We start from the raw sequence: 16,041 nt of genomic DNA, 5'->3' as shown, positions 1-16,041 counted from the left end.
ACGATCGTCGGCATGCCGCAAAAGAAAAGCCCGGCTTTGCGGCCGGGCTTCAGGATTATTACTGCGATGCCGCTGGCTTGCGCGGACGGCGACGGCGCGCCTGCTCCCCGGCGGGTTTCGCATCGCCGCTGCGGCGCGGCTGGCTTGATTTCGGCGCACCGCCTTCGCTGCGACCTTCGCTACGGCGCGGCTGCTGCTGGCCACGGCCGCCGCCCTGCCCGCGTCCACCGCCACCGCCGCCGCCACGCTGCTGGCGACCGTTTTGGATCGGCTCAGCTTTGATAGAGGCGTCCGGCTCATAGCCCGGCAGAGCAATGCGTGGGATCTCTTTTTTCAGCAGGCGCTCGATGTCGCGCAGCAGCTTGTGCTCGTCGACGCAGACCAGAGACAGCGCTTCGCCGGTAGCCGCGGCACGACCGGTACGACCGATGCGGTGCACGTAGTCTTCCGGCACGTTCGGCAGCTCGTAGTTAACGACGTGCGGCAGCTCTTCAATATCCAGACCACGGGCAGCAATATCGGTCGCTACCAGCACGCGGATGTCGCCGGATTTAAAATCGTCCAAGGCCCGGGTACGTGCGCCCTGGCTCTTGTTACCGTGGATCGCGGCGCTGCGGATACCGTCTTTATTCAGCTGCTCTGCCAGGTGGTTGGCACCGTGCTTGGTGCGGGTAAAGACCAGCACCTGCTGCCAGTTGCCCTCGCCGATCATCTGCGACAGCAGCTCGCGCTTGCGTTTCTTATCAACGAAGTGCACATGCTGAGTAACCTGCTCGGAGGCGGTGTTGCGACGCGCCACTTCAATCTCCAGCGGGTTATGCAGCAGCTTCTCCGCCAGGGTTTTGATCTCGTCCGAGAAGGTCGCGGAGAAGAGCAGGTTCTGACGCTTGGCCGGCAGCTTCGCCAGTACGCGGCGAATATCGTGGATAAAGCCCATGTCGAGCATGCGGTCAGCTTCGTCCAGCACCAGGATCTCAATGCCGTCGAGCTTAACGGCGTTCTGGTGCTCCAGATCCAGCAGACGGCCTGGGGTAGCGACCAGCACGTCAACGCCGCCGCGCAGCTTCATCATCTGTGGGTTAATACTAACGCCACCGAAAACCACCAGCGAACGCACGTTGAGGTACTGACTGTACTCCCGCACGTTCTCACCCACCTGAGCCGCCAGCTCGCGGGTCGGGGTGAGGATCAGCGCCCGCACCGGGCGACGGCCTTTGGCATGGGGTTCGCTGGAAATAAGACGCTGCAACAGTGGCAGGGTAAAGCCAGCGGTTTTACCGGTACCGGTCTGGGCGCTGGCCATCAGGTCGCGCCCCTGCAGCACGGCGGGGATCGCCTGCTGCTGGATAGGGGTAGGTTCGCGGTAGCCCTGCTCGGCAACGGCGCGCAGGATCTCAGGGTCTAAACCCAGTGCTTCAAAAGACATAACAACTCCGAACCGCCCCGACCGTTTCAGGTGTAGTTTTCAGGGAGATAGGTAACGAAACAGATGACAAAAACCACAGTGTCATGAAGAGGCGCAGTGTAGCAGCTTTTGTGATGTGGCGCATAAAATATCCCGCGTCCATTCATTAACAAAATAATTCTCCGGCTGCGTGGACATGTTCAAAAAACCGACATAATATTAATCAATCGATTGATTAATTTTTACGACGCTATGAATACTATCCCGACCACAACAAAAGGTGAAAACGCGAAGCGTCAGCTGATTGCCGCCGCCCTGGCCCAGTTTGGTGAATACGGCCTGCACGCTACGACCCGCGACATCGCCGCGCAGGCTGGGCAGAACATCGCGGCAATTCCCTACTACTTTGGGTCGAAAGAGGATCTCTATCTCGCCTGCGCCGACTGGATCGCCGACTTTATCGGAAGCCAGTTTCAGCCGCTGGTGGAGGCCGCCGCCGCGCTGCTTAGCGCCCCCGAGCCGGATCGGGACGCCATCCGCCAGCTGATCCTTAACGCCTGCGGCAATATGATCCAGCTCCTGACCCAGGACGATACGCTGAGCCTGAGCAAATTTATCTCCCGGGAACAGCTCTCTCCCACTGCGGCCTATCAACGGGTTCACGATCGGGTCATCGCGCCGATGCATACCCACCTGACCGAACTTATCGCCGCCTATACCGGCCGCGATCCCGCGGATACGCAGACCATTTTGCATACCCATGCCCTGCTGGGCGAGGTGCTCGCCTTCCGTCTGGGCCGGGAGACCATTTTGCTCCGCACCGGCTGGACAGAGTTTGATGAGAATAGCGTCGCGCAGATTAATGAGGTTATCGCCTGCCATCTTGATCTGATCCTGCTTGGCCTAACGCAAAGGAGCCTGAAGCCATGAAAAAACCCGTCATCGCCCTGCTGGCGGTGGTTGTTGTCATCGCTGCTGCCGTCGGCGGCTGGCTGTGGTATCAGAGCCAGCAGGATCGTGGCTTGACCCTCTACGGCAACGTCGATATCCGCACGGTCAATATGAGCTTTCGCGTCGGCGGTCGCCTGGCATCCCTTGCCGTCGATGAAGGGGATGCGATTAAAGCCGGTCAGGTATTGGGAACGCTGGACAGAGCGCCCTATGAAAATGCGCTGATGCAGGCCAACGCCAGCGTTGCCGTCGCCCAGGCGCAGTACGACCTGATGCAGGCGGGCTATCGCGACGAGGAGATTGCCCAGACCGAGGCGGCGGTTCGGCAGGCCAAAGCCGCTTACGACTACGCGCAGAACTTCTACGCCCGCCAACAGGGGCTGTGGAAAAGCCGCACCATTTCCGCCAACGATCTGGAAAACGCTCGCTCGTCCCGGGATCAGGCCCGAGCGACGCTGAAATCCGCCGAGGATAAGCTGAGCCAGTACCGCACCGGCAATCGCCCGCAGGATATCGCCCAGGCGAAGGCCAGTCTCGAACAGGCTCAGGCCCAGCTGGCCCAGGCCGAACTGGATCTGCATGATACGACCCTGGTCGCTCCCGCCGATGGCACGCTGATGACCCGCGCCGTAGAGCCAGGCAGCATGCTCAATGCAGGCAGCACCGTGCTGACCCTGTCGCTGACCCGCCCGGTATGGGTGCGTGCCTATATAGATGAACCTAATCTGGGCCGGGCGAAACCCGGCAGCGAACTGCTGCTCTATACCGATGGTCGCCCGGACAGGCCGTATCATGGCAAGGTAGGCTTCGTCTCCCCTACCGCCGAGTTCACGCCGAAAACCGTCGAAACGCCGGATCTGCGTACCGATCTGGTCTATCGCCTGCGCATCATTGTTACTGACGCCGACGATGCCCTGCGCCAGGGGATGCCGATCACCGTTCGATTTAACGATGGGCAGCGCAATGAGTGACACGGCGATCCGGCTTAATGGCCTGGTAAAACGCTTTGCTGGCATGGACAAGCCCGCCGTCGCGCCCCTCACCTGTACCATCCAGAGCGGGTACGTAACCGGGCTGGTCGGCCCTGACGGGGCGGGTAAAACCACGCTGATGCGCATGCTTGCCGGGCTACTCAAGCCCGATGCGGGTAGCGCCAGCGTGCTGGGTCTCGATCCCATAAAAGACGATCGCGCCCTGCACGCCTCGCTGGGCTATATGCCGCAGAAGTTCGGCCTGTACGAAGATCTGACGGTGATGGAGAACCTGACCCTGTATGCCGATCTGCGCAGCGTGGTGGGTGACACGCGGCAGAAAACCTTCGCCCGGCTGCTGGAATTTACCGCCCTCGGCCCCTTTACCAACCGGCTGGCGGGCAAGCTCTCCGGCGGGATGAAGCAGAAGCTGGGCCTGGCCTGTACTCTGGTGGGCGAACCGAAAGTGCTGTTGCTGGATGAGCCCGGCGTCGGCGTGGATCCGATCTCCCGCCGCGAGCTGTGGCAGATGGTGCACGAATTGGCGGGCGAAGGGATGCTGATCCTCTGGAGCACCTCCTATCTTGATGAAGCCGAGCAGTGCCGCGACGTGCTGCTGCTCAACGAAGGGGAGCTGCTGTATCAGGGCCAGCCCACCACGCTGACCCAGAGCATGGCCGGACGCAGCTTTCTGCTGCACAGCCCGCAGGAGACCAACCGCAGGCTGCTGCGGCGGGTGCTGCGGCTGCCCCAGGTGAGCGACGGCATGATCCAGGGCCGCTCGGTGCGCCTGATCCTCAAGAAAGAGGCCAGCGCAGAGGATATTCGCCGCGCGGAGGGGATGCCGGAGATTGAGATAGCTGAAACCACGCCGCGCTTTGAAGATGCATTTATCGACCTGCTTGGCGGGGCGGGAACTCAGGAGTCGCCTCTCGGCGCGATCCTGCATACCGTGGAGGGATCGCCGGAGGAGACGGTGATTGAGGCAAAATCGCTGACCAAAAAATTTGGCGACTTTGCGGCGACCGATAACGTCGATTTTGCCGTGAAGCGCGGAGAGATCTTCGGCCTGCTGGGGCCAAACGGTGCAGGCAAATCCACCACCTTTAAGATGATGTGCGGCCTGCTGGTTCCTACCGCCGGTAAGGCGCTGGTGCTGGGCATGGATCTGAAGGTCAGCTCCGGCAAAGCCCGCCAGCGGCTGGGCTATATGGCGCAGAAGTTCTCTCTCTACGGCAACCTCACCGTGGAGCAGAACCTGCGCTTCTTCTCCGGGGTCTACGGCCTGCGCGGGCGGGCGCAGAACGAGAAGATCGCCCGCATGAGCGAGGCCTTCAGCCTGACCAGCATCGCCTCCCACGCCACCGACGCGCTGCCGCTGGGCTTCAAGCAGCGGCTGGCGTTGGCCTGCTCGCTGATGCACGAGCCGGACATCCTGTTTCTCGATGAGCCAACGTCTGGCGTCGATCCCCTCACCCGCCGCGAGTTCTGGCTACATATCAACAGCATGGTAGAGAAAGGCGTCACCGTGATGGTCACCACCCACTTTATGGATGAGGCGGAGTATTGCGACCGCATCGGGCTGGTCTATCGCGGGAAGCTGATCGCCCACGGCACGCCGGACGATCTGAAAGCCCAGGCCGCGGACGATGAACAGGCGGACCCGACCATGGAGCAGGCGTTTATTCGCCTGATCAACAGCTGGGATAAGGAGCATGCCGATGAGCACTAGCGCAGTGTCATGGCGGCGGGTCCGCGCTCTGTGCATCAAAGAGACGCGGCAGATCGTGCGCGACCCCAGCAGCTGGCTGATTGCCGTGCTGATCCCTCTCCTGCTGCTGTTTATCTTCGGCTACGGCATTAATCTCGACTCCAGCCGTCTGCGGGTGGGGATCCTGCTGGAGCAGCGCAGCGAAGAGGCACTGGACTTCGCCCACGCCATGACCGGCTCGCCCTATATCGATGCCACCATTAGCGACAGCCGTCAGGAATTGATTGCCAAAATGCAGGCCGGACGCATACGCGGCATGGTGGTGATCCCGGTAGATTTCGCTGCCAACATGGCGCGCCCTGGCGTTGATGCGCCCATTCAGGTGATTACCGACGGCAGCGAGCCGAACACCGCTAACTTCGTACAGGGCTATGCAGAGGGGATCTGGCAGCTGTGGCAGATGCAGCGGGCGGAGGATCGGGGCGAAACGTTTGAGCCGCTGATCGACGTCCAGACCCGCTACTGGTTTAACCCCGCCGCCATCAGCCAGCACTTTATTATCCCCGGCGCGGTAACCATCATCATGACGGTGATCGGGGCCATCCTGACCTCGCTGGTGATCGCCCGCGAGTGGGAGCGCGGCACCATGGAGGCCCTGCTCTCGACGGAGGTGACCCGCGTCGAGCTGCTGCTCTGCAAGCTGATCCCCTACTACTTCCTCGGCATGCTGGCGATGCTGCTCTGCATGCTGGTCTCGGTGTTTATCCTCGGCGTGCCCTACCGTGGCTCGCTGATCCTGCTGTTTTTAATCAGCAGCCTGTTTTTGCTCAGCACCCTGGGGATGGGGCTGCTTATCTCCACCGTGACCCGCAACCAGTTTAACGCCGCGCAGGTGGCGCTCAATGCGGCGTTTCTGCCGTCGATTATGCTGTCAGGCTTTATCTTTCAGATCGACAGCATGCCGGCGGTGATCCGCGCGGTGACGTGGATTATTCCGGCCCGCTATTTCGTCAGCACGCTGCAAAGCCTGTTTCTGGCGGGCAATATCCCGGTGGTGCTGATTGTGAATACGCTGTTTTTGCTGGCGTCGGCGGTGATGTTTATCGGCCTGACATGGCTGAAAACCAAACGGCGATTGGATTAAGGAGTGCATATGTTTCACCGCTTATGGACGCTGATTCGCAAAGAGCTGCAATCCCTGCTGCGGGAGCCGCAGACGCGGGCGATCCTGATTGTGCCGGTGCTGATCCAGGTGCTGCTGTTTCCCTTTGCCGCCACCCTTGAGGTCACCAACGCCACCATCGCCATCTATAGCGAAGACAGCGGCAGACATTCGGTGGAGCTGACCCAGCGCTTTGCCCGCGCCAAAGCCTTTACCCATGTCCTGCTGCTACACAGCCCGCAGGATATCCGGCCTACCCTCGATACGCAAAAGGCGCTGCTGCTGGTGCGCTTCCCGGCGGACTTCTCGCGTAATCTCGATACCTTCCAGCCCGCGCCGATGCAGCTGCTGCTCGACGGGCGTAACTCCAACAGTGCGCAGATTGCCGCCAACTATCTTCAGCAGGTGGTCAAAGAGTATCAGCAGGAGCTGATGGCGGGAAAAACGAAGCCCAACAACAGCGAGCTGGTGGTACGTAACTGGTATAACCCCAATCTCGACTATAAGTGGTTCGTGGTGCCGTCGCTGATCGCCATGATCACCACCATCGGCGTGATGATTGTCACCTCGCTGTCGGTAGCCCGCGAGCGGGAACAGGGTACGCTGGATCAGCTGCTGGTTTCCCCCCTCGCCACCTGGCAGATTTTTGTCGGCAAGGCGGTTCCGGCCCTGATCGTCGCCACCTTCCAGGCCAGCATCGTGCTCGGGATAGGCATCTGGGCCTACCAGATCCCCTTCGCCGGATCGCTGATACTCTTCTATTTCACCATGCTGATCTACGGACTGTCGCTGGTGGGCTTTGGCCTGCTGATCTCCGCGCTCTGCGCTACGCAGCAGCAGGCGTTTATCGGCGTGTTTGTCTTTATGATGCCGGCGATCCTGCTCTCCGGCTATGTGTCGCCGGTAGAGAATATGCCGGTCTGGCTACAGCATCTGACATGGATTAACCCGATTCGCCACTTCACTGATATCACCAAGCAGATCTATCTCAAGGACGCGAGTCTGGATATTGTCTGGGGAAGCCTGTGGCCGCTGCTGGTTATTGCGGCCACGACGGGATCAGTGGCCTACGCGATGTTCAGGCGGAACGTTGCGTAGCGTCTTATCTTTGGTCAGCAGGGAGAGCACCGCTGGCCCGGCAAGGATCGCCAGCCCTACCGGCGCGAGCAGCAGATCGTTGTGCAGCACGCGGGAGAGCAGCCACAGGGCAATGATAGAGGTCCCGAAATACCAGGAGGTAGTCAGCTCCTCAAGAAAATCGCCGACCTCACGCCAGCGCCCGTCATGATGACGTTGCAGAGCCAGCATCAGCAGCACCGTGACGCCGTAAACCACGCACAGGCTCACGCCGACGCGCACCAGCGCCCCGCTCATCCAGCCCATTACCAGCGCCGCCACGACGATGAAATGCGACACAATCTGCCAGCAACCGAGGCCGGTAGCCACACGAATACGCTGTTGCCACTTCATGGATTTTCTCCTGAAGAATTTTATCTGTTATTGAGAGTACCGGACTTTACGGAAAAATCCGTAAGGCCGCATCTTTTTGTGACAGATACTACACTTTATTTCCAACAGGACAGCGTCACTGGCGGGATACAAGATGACAGAACAGAATCGGCCATTCTCTTTAAAAGTTCTTACGATTAACACGCACAAGGGTTTCACCGCGTTTAACAAACGCTTTATTTTACCAGAGCTACGCGACGCGGTTCGTACCGTCGGCGCGGATATTGTCTGTCTGCAAGAGGTGATGGGCGCACACGAGGTGCATCCGCTGCATGTGGAAAACTGGCCCGATACCACCCACTATGAATTTCTGGCCGATACGATGTGGAGCGACTTCGCTTACGGACGTAACGCCGTCTATCCTGAAGGGCATCACGGCAATGCGGTGCTCTCTCGCTATCCGATAGTGCACTATGAGAACCGCGACGTCTCTGTCGACGGCAGCGAAAAACGCGGTCTGCTCTACTGTCGTATTGTGCCGCCGCAGCTTAACCGCCCGATTCACGTTATCTGCGTCCATCTGGGCTTACGCGAGGCGCATCGCCAGGCCCAGCTTACCATGCTGGCGGAATGGGTTAACTCTTTCCCAGAAGGCGAGCCGGTGCTGGTGGCGGGCGACTTTAACGACTGGCGGGTCAAAGCAAACTACCCGTTGAAGAAACAGGCGGGCCTGGAAGAGATCTTTACCCGGGCAAAGGGCCGACCGGCGCGTACGTTTCCGGTCAGCCTGCCGCTGCTGCGTCTTGACCGTATTTACGTTAAGAACGCCAACGCCAGCGCCCCTACGGCGCTGCCGCTGCGTAACTGGCGTCATTTGTCCGATCATGCCCCACTGAGTGCGGAGATTCATTTATGAAATGCGGATGGCGAGAAGGAAACCGCATCCAGCTGCTGGAGAACGGTGATGAATACTACCCGGCTGTGTTCAAGGCAATCGATAATGCACAGCGTAAGGTGATCCTGGAAACCTTTATCTGGTTCGAAGATGATGTAGGCAAGAAGCTGCACGCGGTGCTGCTGCGGGCCGCCCAGCGCGGCGTCAATATTGAGGTGCTGCTGGACGGCTACGGCTCGCCCGATCTCAGCGATGAGTTCGTCGGCCAGCTCACCGCCGCTGGCGTGGTGTTCCGCTACTACGATCCGCGCCCGCCGCTGTTAGGGATGCGCACCAACGTGTTCCGCCGGATGCACCGTAAGATTGTGGTGATAGACAGTACCGTGGCGTTTGTCGGCGGCATTAACTACTCCGCCGAGCACATGAGCGACTACGGCCCAGAGGCCAAGCAGGATTACGCCGTGCGGGTTGAAGGCCCGGTGGTTGAGGATATCCTTCAATTCGAACTGGAGAACCTGCCGGAGCACGCCCAGACCCGCCGCTGGTGGCGGCAGCGCCGTCGTCACCAGGCACCGGATAACCGCAAGCCCGGCGAGGCGCAGGCGCTGTTTGTCTGGCGCGATAATGACGATCATGCGGATGACATTGAGCGCCACTATCTCAAGATGCTGGCCAATGCTAAACGCGAAGTGATCATTGCCAACGCTTACTTCTTCCCCGGCTACCGCCTGCTGCATGCAATGCGTAATGCTGCGCGTCGCGGCGTAACGGTAAAGCTGATTGTTCAGGGCGAGCCGGACATGCCTATTGTTACCGTGGGTGCGCGCCTGCTCTACAACTACCTGGTGAAGGGTGGCGTGCAGGTGTATGAGTACCGTCGCCGTCCGCTGCACGGCAAAGTGGCAGTGATGGACGATCACTGGGCCACCGTGGGCTCCAGCAACCTTGATCCCCTCAGCCTGTCGCTTAACCTGGAGGCCAACCTGATTATTCATGACCGTGCCTTTAACCAGACCCTACGCGACAACCTGAACGGCATTTTGCAGAACGACTGCGTGCGGGTTGATGAAACTATGGTGCCGAAACGCACCTGGTGGAACCTGGCAAAAAGCGTGGTGGTGTTCCACTTCCTGCGAAAATTCCCGGCCATGGTGGGCTGGCTGCCTGCTCATACGCCTAAGCTTTCACTGGTAAAGCCTCCGGTTCAGCCGGAAATGGAGACGCAGGATCGCGTTGATACGGAAAGCAGAGAGGTTAATCCCTGATGAGCAAATCACATCCGCGCTGGCGGCTGGCAAAAAAAATCCTGACCTGGGTCTTCTTTATTGCCGTAACGGTGCTGCTGGTGGTGTATGCCCGTACGGTAGACTGGGGCGACGTGTGGAACGTAATCCGCAACTACAACCGCACGCCGCTGCTGATCTCCGTTGCGCTGGTGGTGGTGAGCTATCTGCTCTACGGCTGCTATGACCTGCTGGCCCGCGCCTACTGCGGGCACAAGTTGGCGGCGCGTCAGGTGATGCTGGTATCGTTTGTCTGCTACGCCTTTAACCTGACCCTCAGCACCTGGGTAGGCGGAATTGGCATGCGCTATCGCCTCTACTCTCGCCTCGGCCTGCCCAGCAGCACTATCACCCGGATCTTCTCGTTAAGCATTACTACCAACTGGCTGGGCTACATCCTTCTGGGCGGGATCATCTTCTCCTTCGGCATCGTTCAGCTGCCCTCACACTGGTATATCGACGAGGGCACGCTGCGTATCGTTGGCGTCGTGCTGCTGCTGATGATCGCCGCCTACCTCTGGTTCTGCGCCTTTGCCAAACGTCGGCATATGACGGTGAAGGGCCAGAAGCTGGTGCTGCCGTCGTTTAAATTTGCCCTCGCGCAGATGGTGATCTCCAGCGCTAACTGGATGGCGATGGGGGCGATTATCTGGCTGCTGCTGGGCCAGGAGGTGAACTACTTCTTCGTACTGGGCGTGCTGCTGGTGAGCAGTATTGCCGGGGTCATTATCCATATCCCGGCGGGGATTGGCGTGCTGGAGGCGGTGTTTATCGCTCTGCTGGCCGGAGAGCACGTCTCTCACGGCAAGATCATCGCCGCCCTGCTTGCCTATCGCATGCTCTACTACTTCCTGCCGCTGATGCTGGCGCTGGTGTGCTATCTGGTGTTGGAGAGTCGGGCGAAAAAGCTGCGGGCGAAGAACGAAGCGGCGATGCAGAAATAGAGGAATGTAATCCCCGGTGGCGCTACGCTTACCGGGGCTACAAATGATAATGCAAACTGATGTTAACGACGGTTGCCGAAAATCCGCAGCAGCATCAGGAACAGGTTGATAAAGTCCAGATAGAGCGTCAGCGCACCGAGGATGGCATATTTACGCAGGTTGCCGCTGTCACTTACGTCGATCTGCTCGCCGATACGCTTGAGCTTCTGCGTGTCATAGGCCGTCAGGCCAACGAAGACAATCACCCCGATGTAGGTCACTATCCACATCAGCGTCTCGCTCTTCAGCCAGAAGTTGACCAGCGAGGCCAGTACAATACCAATCAGCGCCATAAACAGCATATTGCCGAAGCCGCTCAGGTCGCGCTTGGTGGTGTAGCCGTAGAGGCTCATGGCACCGAACATACCGCCGGTCACCACAAAGGTGCTGGCGATGGAGGAGTAGGTGTAGACCACAAAGATACTGGCGAGGGTCAGGCCGGTTAGCGCCGAATAGAGCATAAACAGCGTGGTCGCCATCGCCGCGCTAAGCTTGTGCACCAGCCCGGAGAGAACAAACACCAGCGCCAGCTGAGCGATAATCAGGCCAAAGAAGGTGATTTTGCTGGAGAAGACAAACATCATCACCGCGGGGGTGTTGGCCGCGAACCAGGCGATAAACGCCGTCAGGAACAGTCCGCAGGTCATCCAGCCGTAGACCTGGGCCATGTAGGTTTGCAGCCCGCTGCGGGCCTGGACAATTGAATCGGATCGTGGGAATCGGTCCATGATTAACTCCTGTTAAGTGAACACGCTTCTAAGGGTAACACATCCGGGGAAAAGCGGCTTACCAGCGCTTCGCCGCCTGCTGGTCGCTCTCCCGCGCCTCGACCCACCGATCGCCCTCCTCCGTCGCCTCTCGCTTCCAGAAGGGGGCGCGGGTCTTCAGGTAGTCCATAATATACTCCCCGGCGGCAAAAGCACTACCGCGATGCACGCTGGTGACGCCGACGAAGACAATCTCATCCCCCGGCCACAGCTCGCCGATACGGTGGACCACCGTGATGCGGCCCAGCGGCCAGCGGTCGCGGGCCTGCTGAACAATATCTGCCAGCGTTTTCTCGGTCATGCCCGGGTAGTGCTCCAGCGTCAGGGCGCGCACGCTGTCGCCAAGATTGTGGTTACGCACTTTGCCGGTGAAGGTCACCACCGCCCCGTCTTCATCGCGTTCCGCCAGCCAGGTGTACTCCTCACCGACGCTAAAGGGATCGTGACCTACGCGAATGCGCGTCTCGCTCATCTTAACCTCCGGTGACCGGCGGGAAGAGCGCGACTTCATCGCCGCTCACCACCGGATGGTCAAAGCTCACCAGGGTCTGGTTGACTGCCGCCAGCAGACGGCCCTCTTCCAGCGCCAGCGCCCAGCGGTCGCCTCGGGCGGCCAGTTCCTGACGCAGGGCTTCAACGCTTTGAAACTCACTCTCCAGCGTCAGGCTATCGCAGCCCACCAGCTCTCGTACCTGGGCAAAAAAAAGCACTTTAATCATCGTTATCCGCCCTAAAATCACCGGATTTACCGCCGCTCTTCGCCAGCAGGCGAACCGGGCCAATCACTATATCTTTCTGTACCGCTTTACACATGTCATAGATGGTCAGCGCCGCCACCGAGGCCGCCGTCAGCGCTTCCATCTCGACGCCGGTTTTCCCGGTCAGACGGCACAGGGTCGTAATACGCACCCGACTCTGCTCCGGCTGCGCCTCAAGATTCACCTCGACCTTGCTGAGCATCAGTGGATGGCAAAGGGGGATCAGCTCCCAGGTGCGTTTCGCCGCCTGGATACCGGCAATACGCGCGGTGGCAAAGACATCGCCCTTGTGGTGGCTGCCGTCGATAATCATCGCCAGCGTCTCAGGGAGCATGGTGACAAAGGCTTCTGCCTGCGCTTCACGCACGGTCTCTGCTTTTGCTGAGACGTCAACCATGTGCGCTTCGCCCGCGGCGTTAATGTGGGTCAGTTGAGACATCGCTTATTTCTTTAAATGAGGATGGAAATTGCACGGGCGGGTGCGCGCGTCGAGCTGCGGCGCGATGATATTCTCCCATGCGGTACGGCAGGCTTTGGTCGAGCCGGGCATAGCAAAGATCAGCGTGTTGTTGGCGATGCCAGCCACCGCGCGGGACTGCAGCGTGGCGGTGCCGATCTCTTCAAAGGAGAGCATGCGGAACACCTCGCCAAACCCTTCGATTTCACGATCGAAAAGCGGGAGCAGCGCCTCTGGCGTCTGGTCCCCGGCGGTAAAGCCCGTGCCGCCGTTGATCACAATAACCTGCACCTCGTCGCTGGCGATCCACGCCGAAACCTGAGCGCGAATGGCGTAGCGGTTCTCTTTGACGATGGCTTTTGCCACCACCTGATGACCGGCCTCATGGGCCGCGTCGCGCAAGAAGTGTCCGGAGGTATCCTCCTCTTCGCCGCGACGGCTGGAAACGGTCAGCACGGCAATACTTGCCGGGATAAACTCTGCGCTGGCCTGACTCATAAACTGTCTCCTTGTAAGGTTTATCCGCCGATATAGGAAAGGTTTTGCGTGATGCCGGTATTGCCCTGATGCAGGAAGTGGGTCTGCTTCTTATGCGTTAGCGCAGCGGCGATGCGTGCCTCCAGCTCCGCCTGCTGGATATCTTCCGCCAGCAGATCGCGCAGGCTCACGCCACCGTCGCCAAACAGGCAGAGATGCAGCTTGCCCACCGACGAGACGCGCAGGCGGTTACAGCTGGCGCAGAAGTCTTTCTCGTAGGGCATGATCAGGCCGATCTCCCCGGTGTAGTCCGGGTGGCAAAAGACCTGCGCCGGGCCGTCGCTGCGGCCGCGCAGCTTCTGGATCCAGCCGCGACGCAGCAGCTCATCGCGCAGCACCATGCCGGAGAGGTGGTGCTTGCGGAACAGATCGCTCCCCTCACCGGTCTCCATCAGCTCAATAAAGCGTAGCTGGATGGGACGGGACTGGATCCATGCCAGGAAAGTATCAAGCTGATGGTGGTTAACGTCGCGCATTAGCACGGTATTGACCTTAACCTTCTCGAAGCCCGCCTCGAAAGCGGCATCGATACCCTGCATCACCTGGTGGAACTTATCCTGCCCGGTGATGGCGTGAAACTGGCGGGCATCGAGGCTGTCAATGCTGACGTTGATTGCGGTCAGCCCGGCGTCGCGCCAGTTGGCCACGTCCCGCGCCAGGCGGTAACCGTTAGTGGTCACCGCCAGCTGGCGGATAGCAGCGTTTTCCCGCACTGCAGCGATGATGTCGGTAAAGTCGCGGCGCAGCGAGGGCTCCCCACCCGTCAGCCGCACCTTCTCGGTGCCGAGCGCGGAAAAGGCGCGGGTCACCCGCCGAATTTCATCGAGGGTCAGAAAGCTTTTGTTGGTTACCCCGCCCGGCTTGTAGCCATCGGGCAGGCAGTAGGTGCAACGAAAATTGCACACGTCGGTAATAGACAGACGCAGGTAATAGAACTTACGCGCGAATGCATCGGTAAGCTGTGAGGCCATGTACACCTTTCCAAATACGGGAGATGCAGTCATTTCTTCCTGCACCCTGGTGGCAGTTGCCACGGCCAAAGCATCATATCCAGGGACGTAGACGCAGAGGCTAGAGTGTGTTGTAACGCTATAAGTAGCGATAGTAGCGCGATAACGTGATTTTCGCCATCCCCGCCTATCGCTATATAAATTGGTATATAGCGACCTAATCGTGCATTTTCGTTACAGAATACGTGAAAATCACCCTCTTGCCTTGATATGCATCATTTTCACCCGCTTGGGGCATCGTCTTTAAGGAGTATTTAGGTTAACGTAGCGCAGTTTTTTAGCCATTAAGGAAGAGTTATGCGTAGTCGTACGCTTGCGGATCTTGACCGGGTCGTTGCCCTTGGCGGCGGACACGGCCTGGGGCGCGTTATGTCCTCGCTGGGGTCGCTGGGTTCGAGGCTGACGGGGATCGTCACCACCACCGATAACGGCGGGTCAACCGGGCGTATTCGTCGCGCCGAGGGCGGCATCGCCTGGGGCGATATGCGTAACTGTTTGAATCAGTTAATTACCGAGCAGAGCGTCGCCTCGTCGATGTTTGAGTACCGTTTTACCGGTAATGGCGAGCTTTCCGGGCATAACCTCGGAAATCTGATGCTAAAGGCGTTGGATCACCTTAGCGTCCGGCCTCTGGAGGCGATCAATTTAATTCGTAACCTGCTTAAGGTAGATGCGTTCCTGATCCCCATGTCGGAGCAGCCGGTGGATCTGATGGCTATCGACAGCGAGGGGCACACGGTCTACGGCGAGGTGAACGTCGACGGGCTGACAACGCCCATTCAGGAGCTGATGCTCTTCCCATCCGTGCCCGCCACCCGTGAAGCGATAGAGGCGATTGCCGAAGCGGATCTGATCCTGATTGGCCCCGGCAGCTTTTACACCAGCCTGATGCCGCTGGTGCTGCTTGGCGATCTGGCCCAGGCGCTGCGCCGTACCCCTGCCCCGGTGGTCTATATCGACAATTTAGGCAGAGAACAGAGCGCCGAGGCGGCGCGGATGGATCTGCCCGCCAAGCTGTCCCTGCTGGAGCAGCGCGTCGGCAAACGGATTGTGGATGCCGTCGTGGTCGGGCCTGATGCGGAAACGGCAGCGCTCAGCGACCGCATTGTGGTGCAAGAGGTACTTGAGGCCATCGATGTTCCCCATCATCACGATCGTCATCTGCTACGCGTCGCGCTGGAGCAGGCCGTCCAGCGGCTGGGCTGACCTTTAACCCTTCCAGAGTTTTCTGAACAACTTAAGGTTGCCTTAACCCTCTTCTGTGAACATACGCAGCATACTCTTTTCAGGAAGTTATGTATGCGTATGTTCCCGTTCTACAGGCCAGCCTTAGGGCGCATGACCTTTACCCTCCTGTTCTCGTTTTATATCGCCGTTGCGCTGAACATCGTTTTTTATCATCAGGTCTATACTCTGCTGCCGGTAAATTCGGCGCGGTCGCTGGCAGTGTTCTTATCAATGCCGATCGTTGCCTTCTGCGTGATCAATATTCTGACCACCCTGGCCTCGTTTATCTGGCTGGATCGACTGCTGGTCTGCCTGTTTATTTTGCTCTGCGCGGCAACCCAGTACTTTATCTGGACCTACGGCGTGATTATCGACCGTACGATGATTGCCAGCATTCTTGACACTACCCCGGCCGAGAGTTTTGCTTTACTCACGCCCCAGCTGCTGCTGACCATAGGGATCTCCGGGGTGCTGA

18 protein-coding genes and 1 riboswitch are annotated in these 16,041 nt (G+C 59.3%); of the genes, 10 read left to right on the top strand and 8 right to left on the bottom strand.

What is annotated here, in order from left to right; all coding sequences use genetic code 11:
• Nucleotides 1-58: 58 nt before the first annotated feature.
• Nucleotides 59-1,426: an ATP-dependent RNA helicase RhlE gene (gene rhlE / locus FN633_RS07745; RefSeq protein ID WP_042392274.1), complete on the bottom strand. Its 1,368-nt coding sequence runs from the start codon at nucleotides 1,424-1,426 to the stop codon at nucleotides 59-61.
• Between the two features lie 231 nt (nucleotides 1,427-1,657).
• On the opposite strand from rhlE, the gene cecR reads away from it, so the two are divergent.
• Genes cecR through FN633_RS07720 form a run of 5 tightly spaced genes read left to right on the top strand, consistent with a single transcriptional unit; the run spans nucleotide 1,658 to nucleotide 7,298 of the window.
• Nucleotides 1,658-2,335 carry a transcriptional regulator CecR gene (gene cecR, locus FN633_RS07740; protein WP_042392273.1) on the top strand — a complete coding sequence of 226 codons (678 nt, stop codon included), beginning with the start codon at nucleotides 1,658-1,660 and terminating at the stop codon, nucleotides 2,333-2,335.
• Nucleotides 2,332-3,327: a secretion protein HlyD gene (hlyD, locus tag FN633_RS07735; RefSeq protein WP_154057318.1), complete on the top strand. Its 996-nt coding sequence runs from the start codon at nucleotides 2,332-2,334 to the stop codon at nucleotides 3,325-3,327. Before cecR ends, hlyD begins: the two co-directional genes overlap by 4 nt.
• Nucleotides 3,320-5,059: an ATP-binding cassette domain-containing protein gene (locus tag FN633_RS07730; protein ID WP_154057317.1), complete on the top strand. Its 1,740-nt coding sequence runs from the start codon at nucleotides 3,320-3,322 to the stop codon at nucleotides 5,057-5,059. Before hlyD ends, FN633_RS07730 begins: the two co-directional genes overlap by 8 nt.
• Nucleotides 5,049-6,182 (top strand): ABC transporter permease, encoded by a 1,134-nt coding sequence (locus FN633_RS07725; RefSeq protein ID WP_154057316.1) that lies wholly within the window; start codon nucleotides 5,049-5,051, stop codon nucleotides 6,180-6,182. The genes FN633_RS07730 and FN633_RS07725 overlap by 11 nt, the downstream gene beginning before the upstream one ends.
• A 9-nt stretch (nucleotides 6,183-6,191) precedes the next feature.
• Nucleotides 6,192-7,298 (top strand): ABC transporter permease, encoded by a 1,107-nt coding sequence (locus FN633_RS07720; protein WP_154057315.1) that lies wholly within the window; start codon nucleotides 6,192-6,194, stop codon nucleotides 7,296-7,298.
• On the opposite strand, the gene FN633_RS07715 is transcribed toward FN633_RS07720, so the two are convergent.
• Entirely contained in the window at nucleotides 7,260-7,670 is a 411-nt protein-coding gene (locus FN633_RS07715; protein ID WP_154057314.1) for a YbhQ family protein, read from the bottom strand. The two genes, FN633_RS07720 and FN633_RS07715, sit on opposite strands and share 39 nt — an antisense overlap.
• 133 nt (nucleotides 7,671-7,803) lie before the next feature.
• On the opposite strand from FN633_RS07715, the gene FN633_RS07710 reads away from it, so the two are divergent.
• From FN633_RS07710 to FN633_RS07700, 3 genes are read left to right on the top strand one after another with little or no spacing between them, the layout of a single operon-like run.
• Nucleotides 7,804-8,565 (top strand): endonuclease/exonuclease/phosphatase family protein, encoded by a 762-nt coding sequence (locus FN633_RS07710; protein WP_042392263.1) that lies wholly within the window; start codon nucleotides 7,804-7,806, stop codon nucleotides 8,563-8,565.
• Entirely contained in the window at nucleotides 8,562-9,809 is a 1,248-nt protein-coding gene (clsB, locus tag FN633_RS07705; protein WP_154057313.1) for a cardiolipin synthase ClsB, read from the top strand. Before FN633_RS07710 ends, clsB begins: the two co-directional genes overlap by 4 nt.
• Nucleotides 9,809-10,771 (top strand): lysylphosphatidylglycerol synthase domain-containing protein, encoded by a 963-nt coding sequence (locus tag FN633_RS07700; protein WP_154057312.1) that lies wholly within the window; start codon nucleotides 9,809-9,811, stop codon nucleotides 10,769-10,771. The genes clsB and FN633_RS07700 overlap by 1 nt, the downstream gene beginning before the upstream one ends.
• A 62-nt stretch (nucleotides 10,772-10,833) precedes the next feature.
• Here the strand turns inward: FN633_RS07700 and FN633_RS07695 are convergent, their stop codons facing one another.
• The 6 genes from FN633_RS07695 to moaA form a co-directional block, all read right to left on the bottom strand.
• Entirely contained in the window at nucleotides 10,834-11,538 is a 705-nt protein-coding gene (locus FN633_RS07695; RefSeq protein ID WP_154057311.1) for a Bax inhibitor-1/YccA family protein, read from the bottom strand.
• A 58-nt stretch (nucleotides 11,539-11,596) separates the two neighbouring features.
• Nucleotides 11,597-12,049, bottom strand: a complete 453-nt coding sequence (moaE, locus tag FN633_RS07690) for a molybdopterin synthase catalytic subunit MoaE (protein ID WP_042392256.1) — start codon at nucleotides 12,047-12,049, stop codon at nucleotides 11,597-11,599.
• A gap of 1 nt (nucleotide 12,050) precedes the next feature.
• Nucleotides 12,051-12,296, bottom strand: coding sequence for a molybdopterin synthase sulfur carrier subunit (gene moaD / locus FN633_RS07685; RefSeq protein WP_154057310.1), 246 nt, complete (start codon nucleotides 12,294-12,296; stop codon nucleotides 12,051-12,053).
• A complete protein-coding gene (moaC, locus tag FN633_RS07680) occupies nucleotides 12,289-12,774 on the bottom strand; it encodes a cyclic pyranopterin monophosphate synthase MoaC (protein WP_154057309.1) in 486 nt (161 codons plus the stop codon). The genes moaD and moaC overlap by 8 nt, the downstream gene beginning before the upstream one ends.
• A 3-nt stretch (nucleotides 12,775-12,777) precedes the next feature.
• Nucleotides 12,778-13,290 (bottom strand): molybdenum cofactor biosynthesis protein B, encoded by a 513-nt coding sequence (moaB, locus tag FN633_RS07675; protein ID WP_154057308.1) that lies wholly within the window; start codon nucleotides 13,288-13,290, stop codon nucleotides 12,778-12,780.
• A 20-nt stretch (nucleotides 13,291-13,310) separates the two neighbouring features.
• On the bottom strand, nucleotides 13,311-14,300 hold the full coding sequence (moaA, locus tag FN633_RS07670; RefSeq protein ID WP_154057307.1) for a GTP 3',8-cyclase MoaA: 990 nt from the start codon (nucleotides 14,298-14,300) through the stop codon (nucleotides 13,311-13,313).
• Nucleotides 14,288-14,420, bottom strand: a riboswitch (molybdenum cofactor riboswitch). Its footprint overlaps the gene before it by 13 nt.
• 216 nt (nucleotides 14,421-14,636) lie before the next feature.
• Between moaA and yvcK the strand changes: the two genes are divergently transcribed.
• Nucleotides 14,637-15,545 carry a uridine diphosphate-N-acetylglucosamine-binding protein YvcK gene (yvcK, locus tag FN633_RS07665; protein WP_154057306.1) on the top strand — a complete coding sequence of 303 codons (909 nt, stop codon included), beginning with the start codon at nucleotides 14,637-14,639 and terminating at the stop codon, nucleotides 15,543-15,545.
• Between the two features lie 93 nt (nucleotides 15,546-15,638).
• Nucleotides 15,639-16,041, top strand: a 403-nt coding sequence (locus FN633_RS07660) for a phosphoethanolamine transferase domain-containing protein (RefSeq protein ID WP_154058857.1), incomplete at its 3' end; no start/stop codon positions are given.

It is taken from the genome of Pseudescherichia vulneris (assembly GCF_902164725.1).
Lineage (GTDB): Bacteria > Pseudomonadota > Gammaproteobacteria > Enterobacterales > Enterobacteriaceae > Pseudescherichia > Pseudescherichia vulneris.
This window is presented reverse-complemented; position numbering and strand designations above follow the sequence as displayed.

Coding starts and splice junctions, on each gene's coding strand:
- cecR (WP_042392273.1), top strand. CDS start 1,658: ATGAATACTATCCCGACCACAACAAAAGGTGAAAACGCGAAGCGTCAG.
- FN633_RS07715 (WP_154057314.1), bottom strand. CDS start 7,670: ATGAAGTGGCAACAGCGTATTCGTGTGGCTACCGGCCTCGGTTGCTGG.
- FN633_RS07730 (WP_154057317.1), top strand. CDS start 3,320: ATGAGTGACACGGCGATCCGGCTTAATGGCCTGGTAAAACGCTTTGCT.
- moaE (WP_042392256.1), bottom strand. CDS start 12,049: ATGAGCGAGACGCGCATTCGCGTAGGTCACGATCCCTTTAGCGTCGGT.
- FN633_RS07720 (WP_154057315.1), top strand. CDS start 6,192: ATGTTTCACCGCTTATGGACGCTGATTCGCAAAGAGCTGCAATCCCTG.
- FN633_RS07725 (WP_154057316.1), top strand. CDS start 5,049: ATGAGCACTAGCGCAGTGTCATGGCGGCGGGTCCGCGCTCTGTGCATC.
- moaC (WP_154057309.1), bottom strand. CDS start 12,774: ATGTCTCAACTGACCCACATTAACGCCGCGGGCGAAGCGCACATGGTT.
- FN633_RS07710 (WP_042392263.1), top strand. CDS start 7,804: ATGACAGAACAGAATCGGCCATTCTCTTTAAAAGTTCTTACGATTAAC.
- yvcK (WP_154057306.1), top strand. CDS start 14,637: ATGCGTAGTCGTACGCTTGCGGATCTTGACCGGGTCGTTGCCCTTGGC.
- rhlE (WP_042392274.1), bottom strand. CDS start 1,426: ATGTCTTTTGAAGCACTGGGTTTAGACCCTGAGATCCTGCGCGCCGTT.
- clsB (WP_154057313.1), top strand. CDS start 8,562: ATGAAATGCGGATGGCGAGAAGGAAACCGCATCCAGCTGCTGGAGAAC.
- FN633_RS07700 (WP_154057312.1), top strand. CDS start 9,809: ATGAGCAAATCACATCCGCGCTGGCGGCTGGCAAAAAAAATCCTGACC.
- FN633_RS07695 (WP_154057311.1), bottom strand. CDS start 11,538: ATGGACCGATTCCCACGATCCGATTCAATTGTCCAGGCCCGCAGCGGG.
- hlyD (WP_154057318.1), top strand. CDS start 2,332: ATGAAAAAACCCGTCATCGCCCTGCTGGCGGTGGTTGTTGTCATCGCT.
- moaD (WP_154057310.1), bottom strand. CDS start 12,296: ATGATTAAAGTGCTTTTTTTTGCCCAGGTACGAGAGCTGGTGGGCTGC.
- moaA (WP_154057307.1), bottom strand. CDS start 14,300: ATGGCCTCACAGCTTACCGATGCATTCGCGCGTAAGTTCTATTACCTG.
- moaB (WP_154057308.1), bottom strand. CDS start 13,290: ATGAGTCAGGCCAGCGCAGAGTTTATCCCGGCAAGTATTGCCGTGCTG.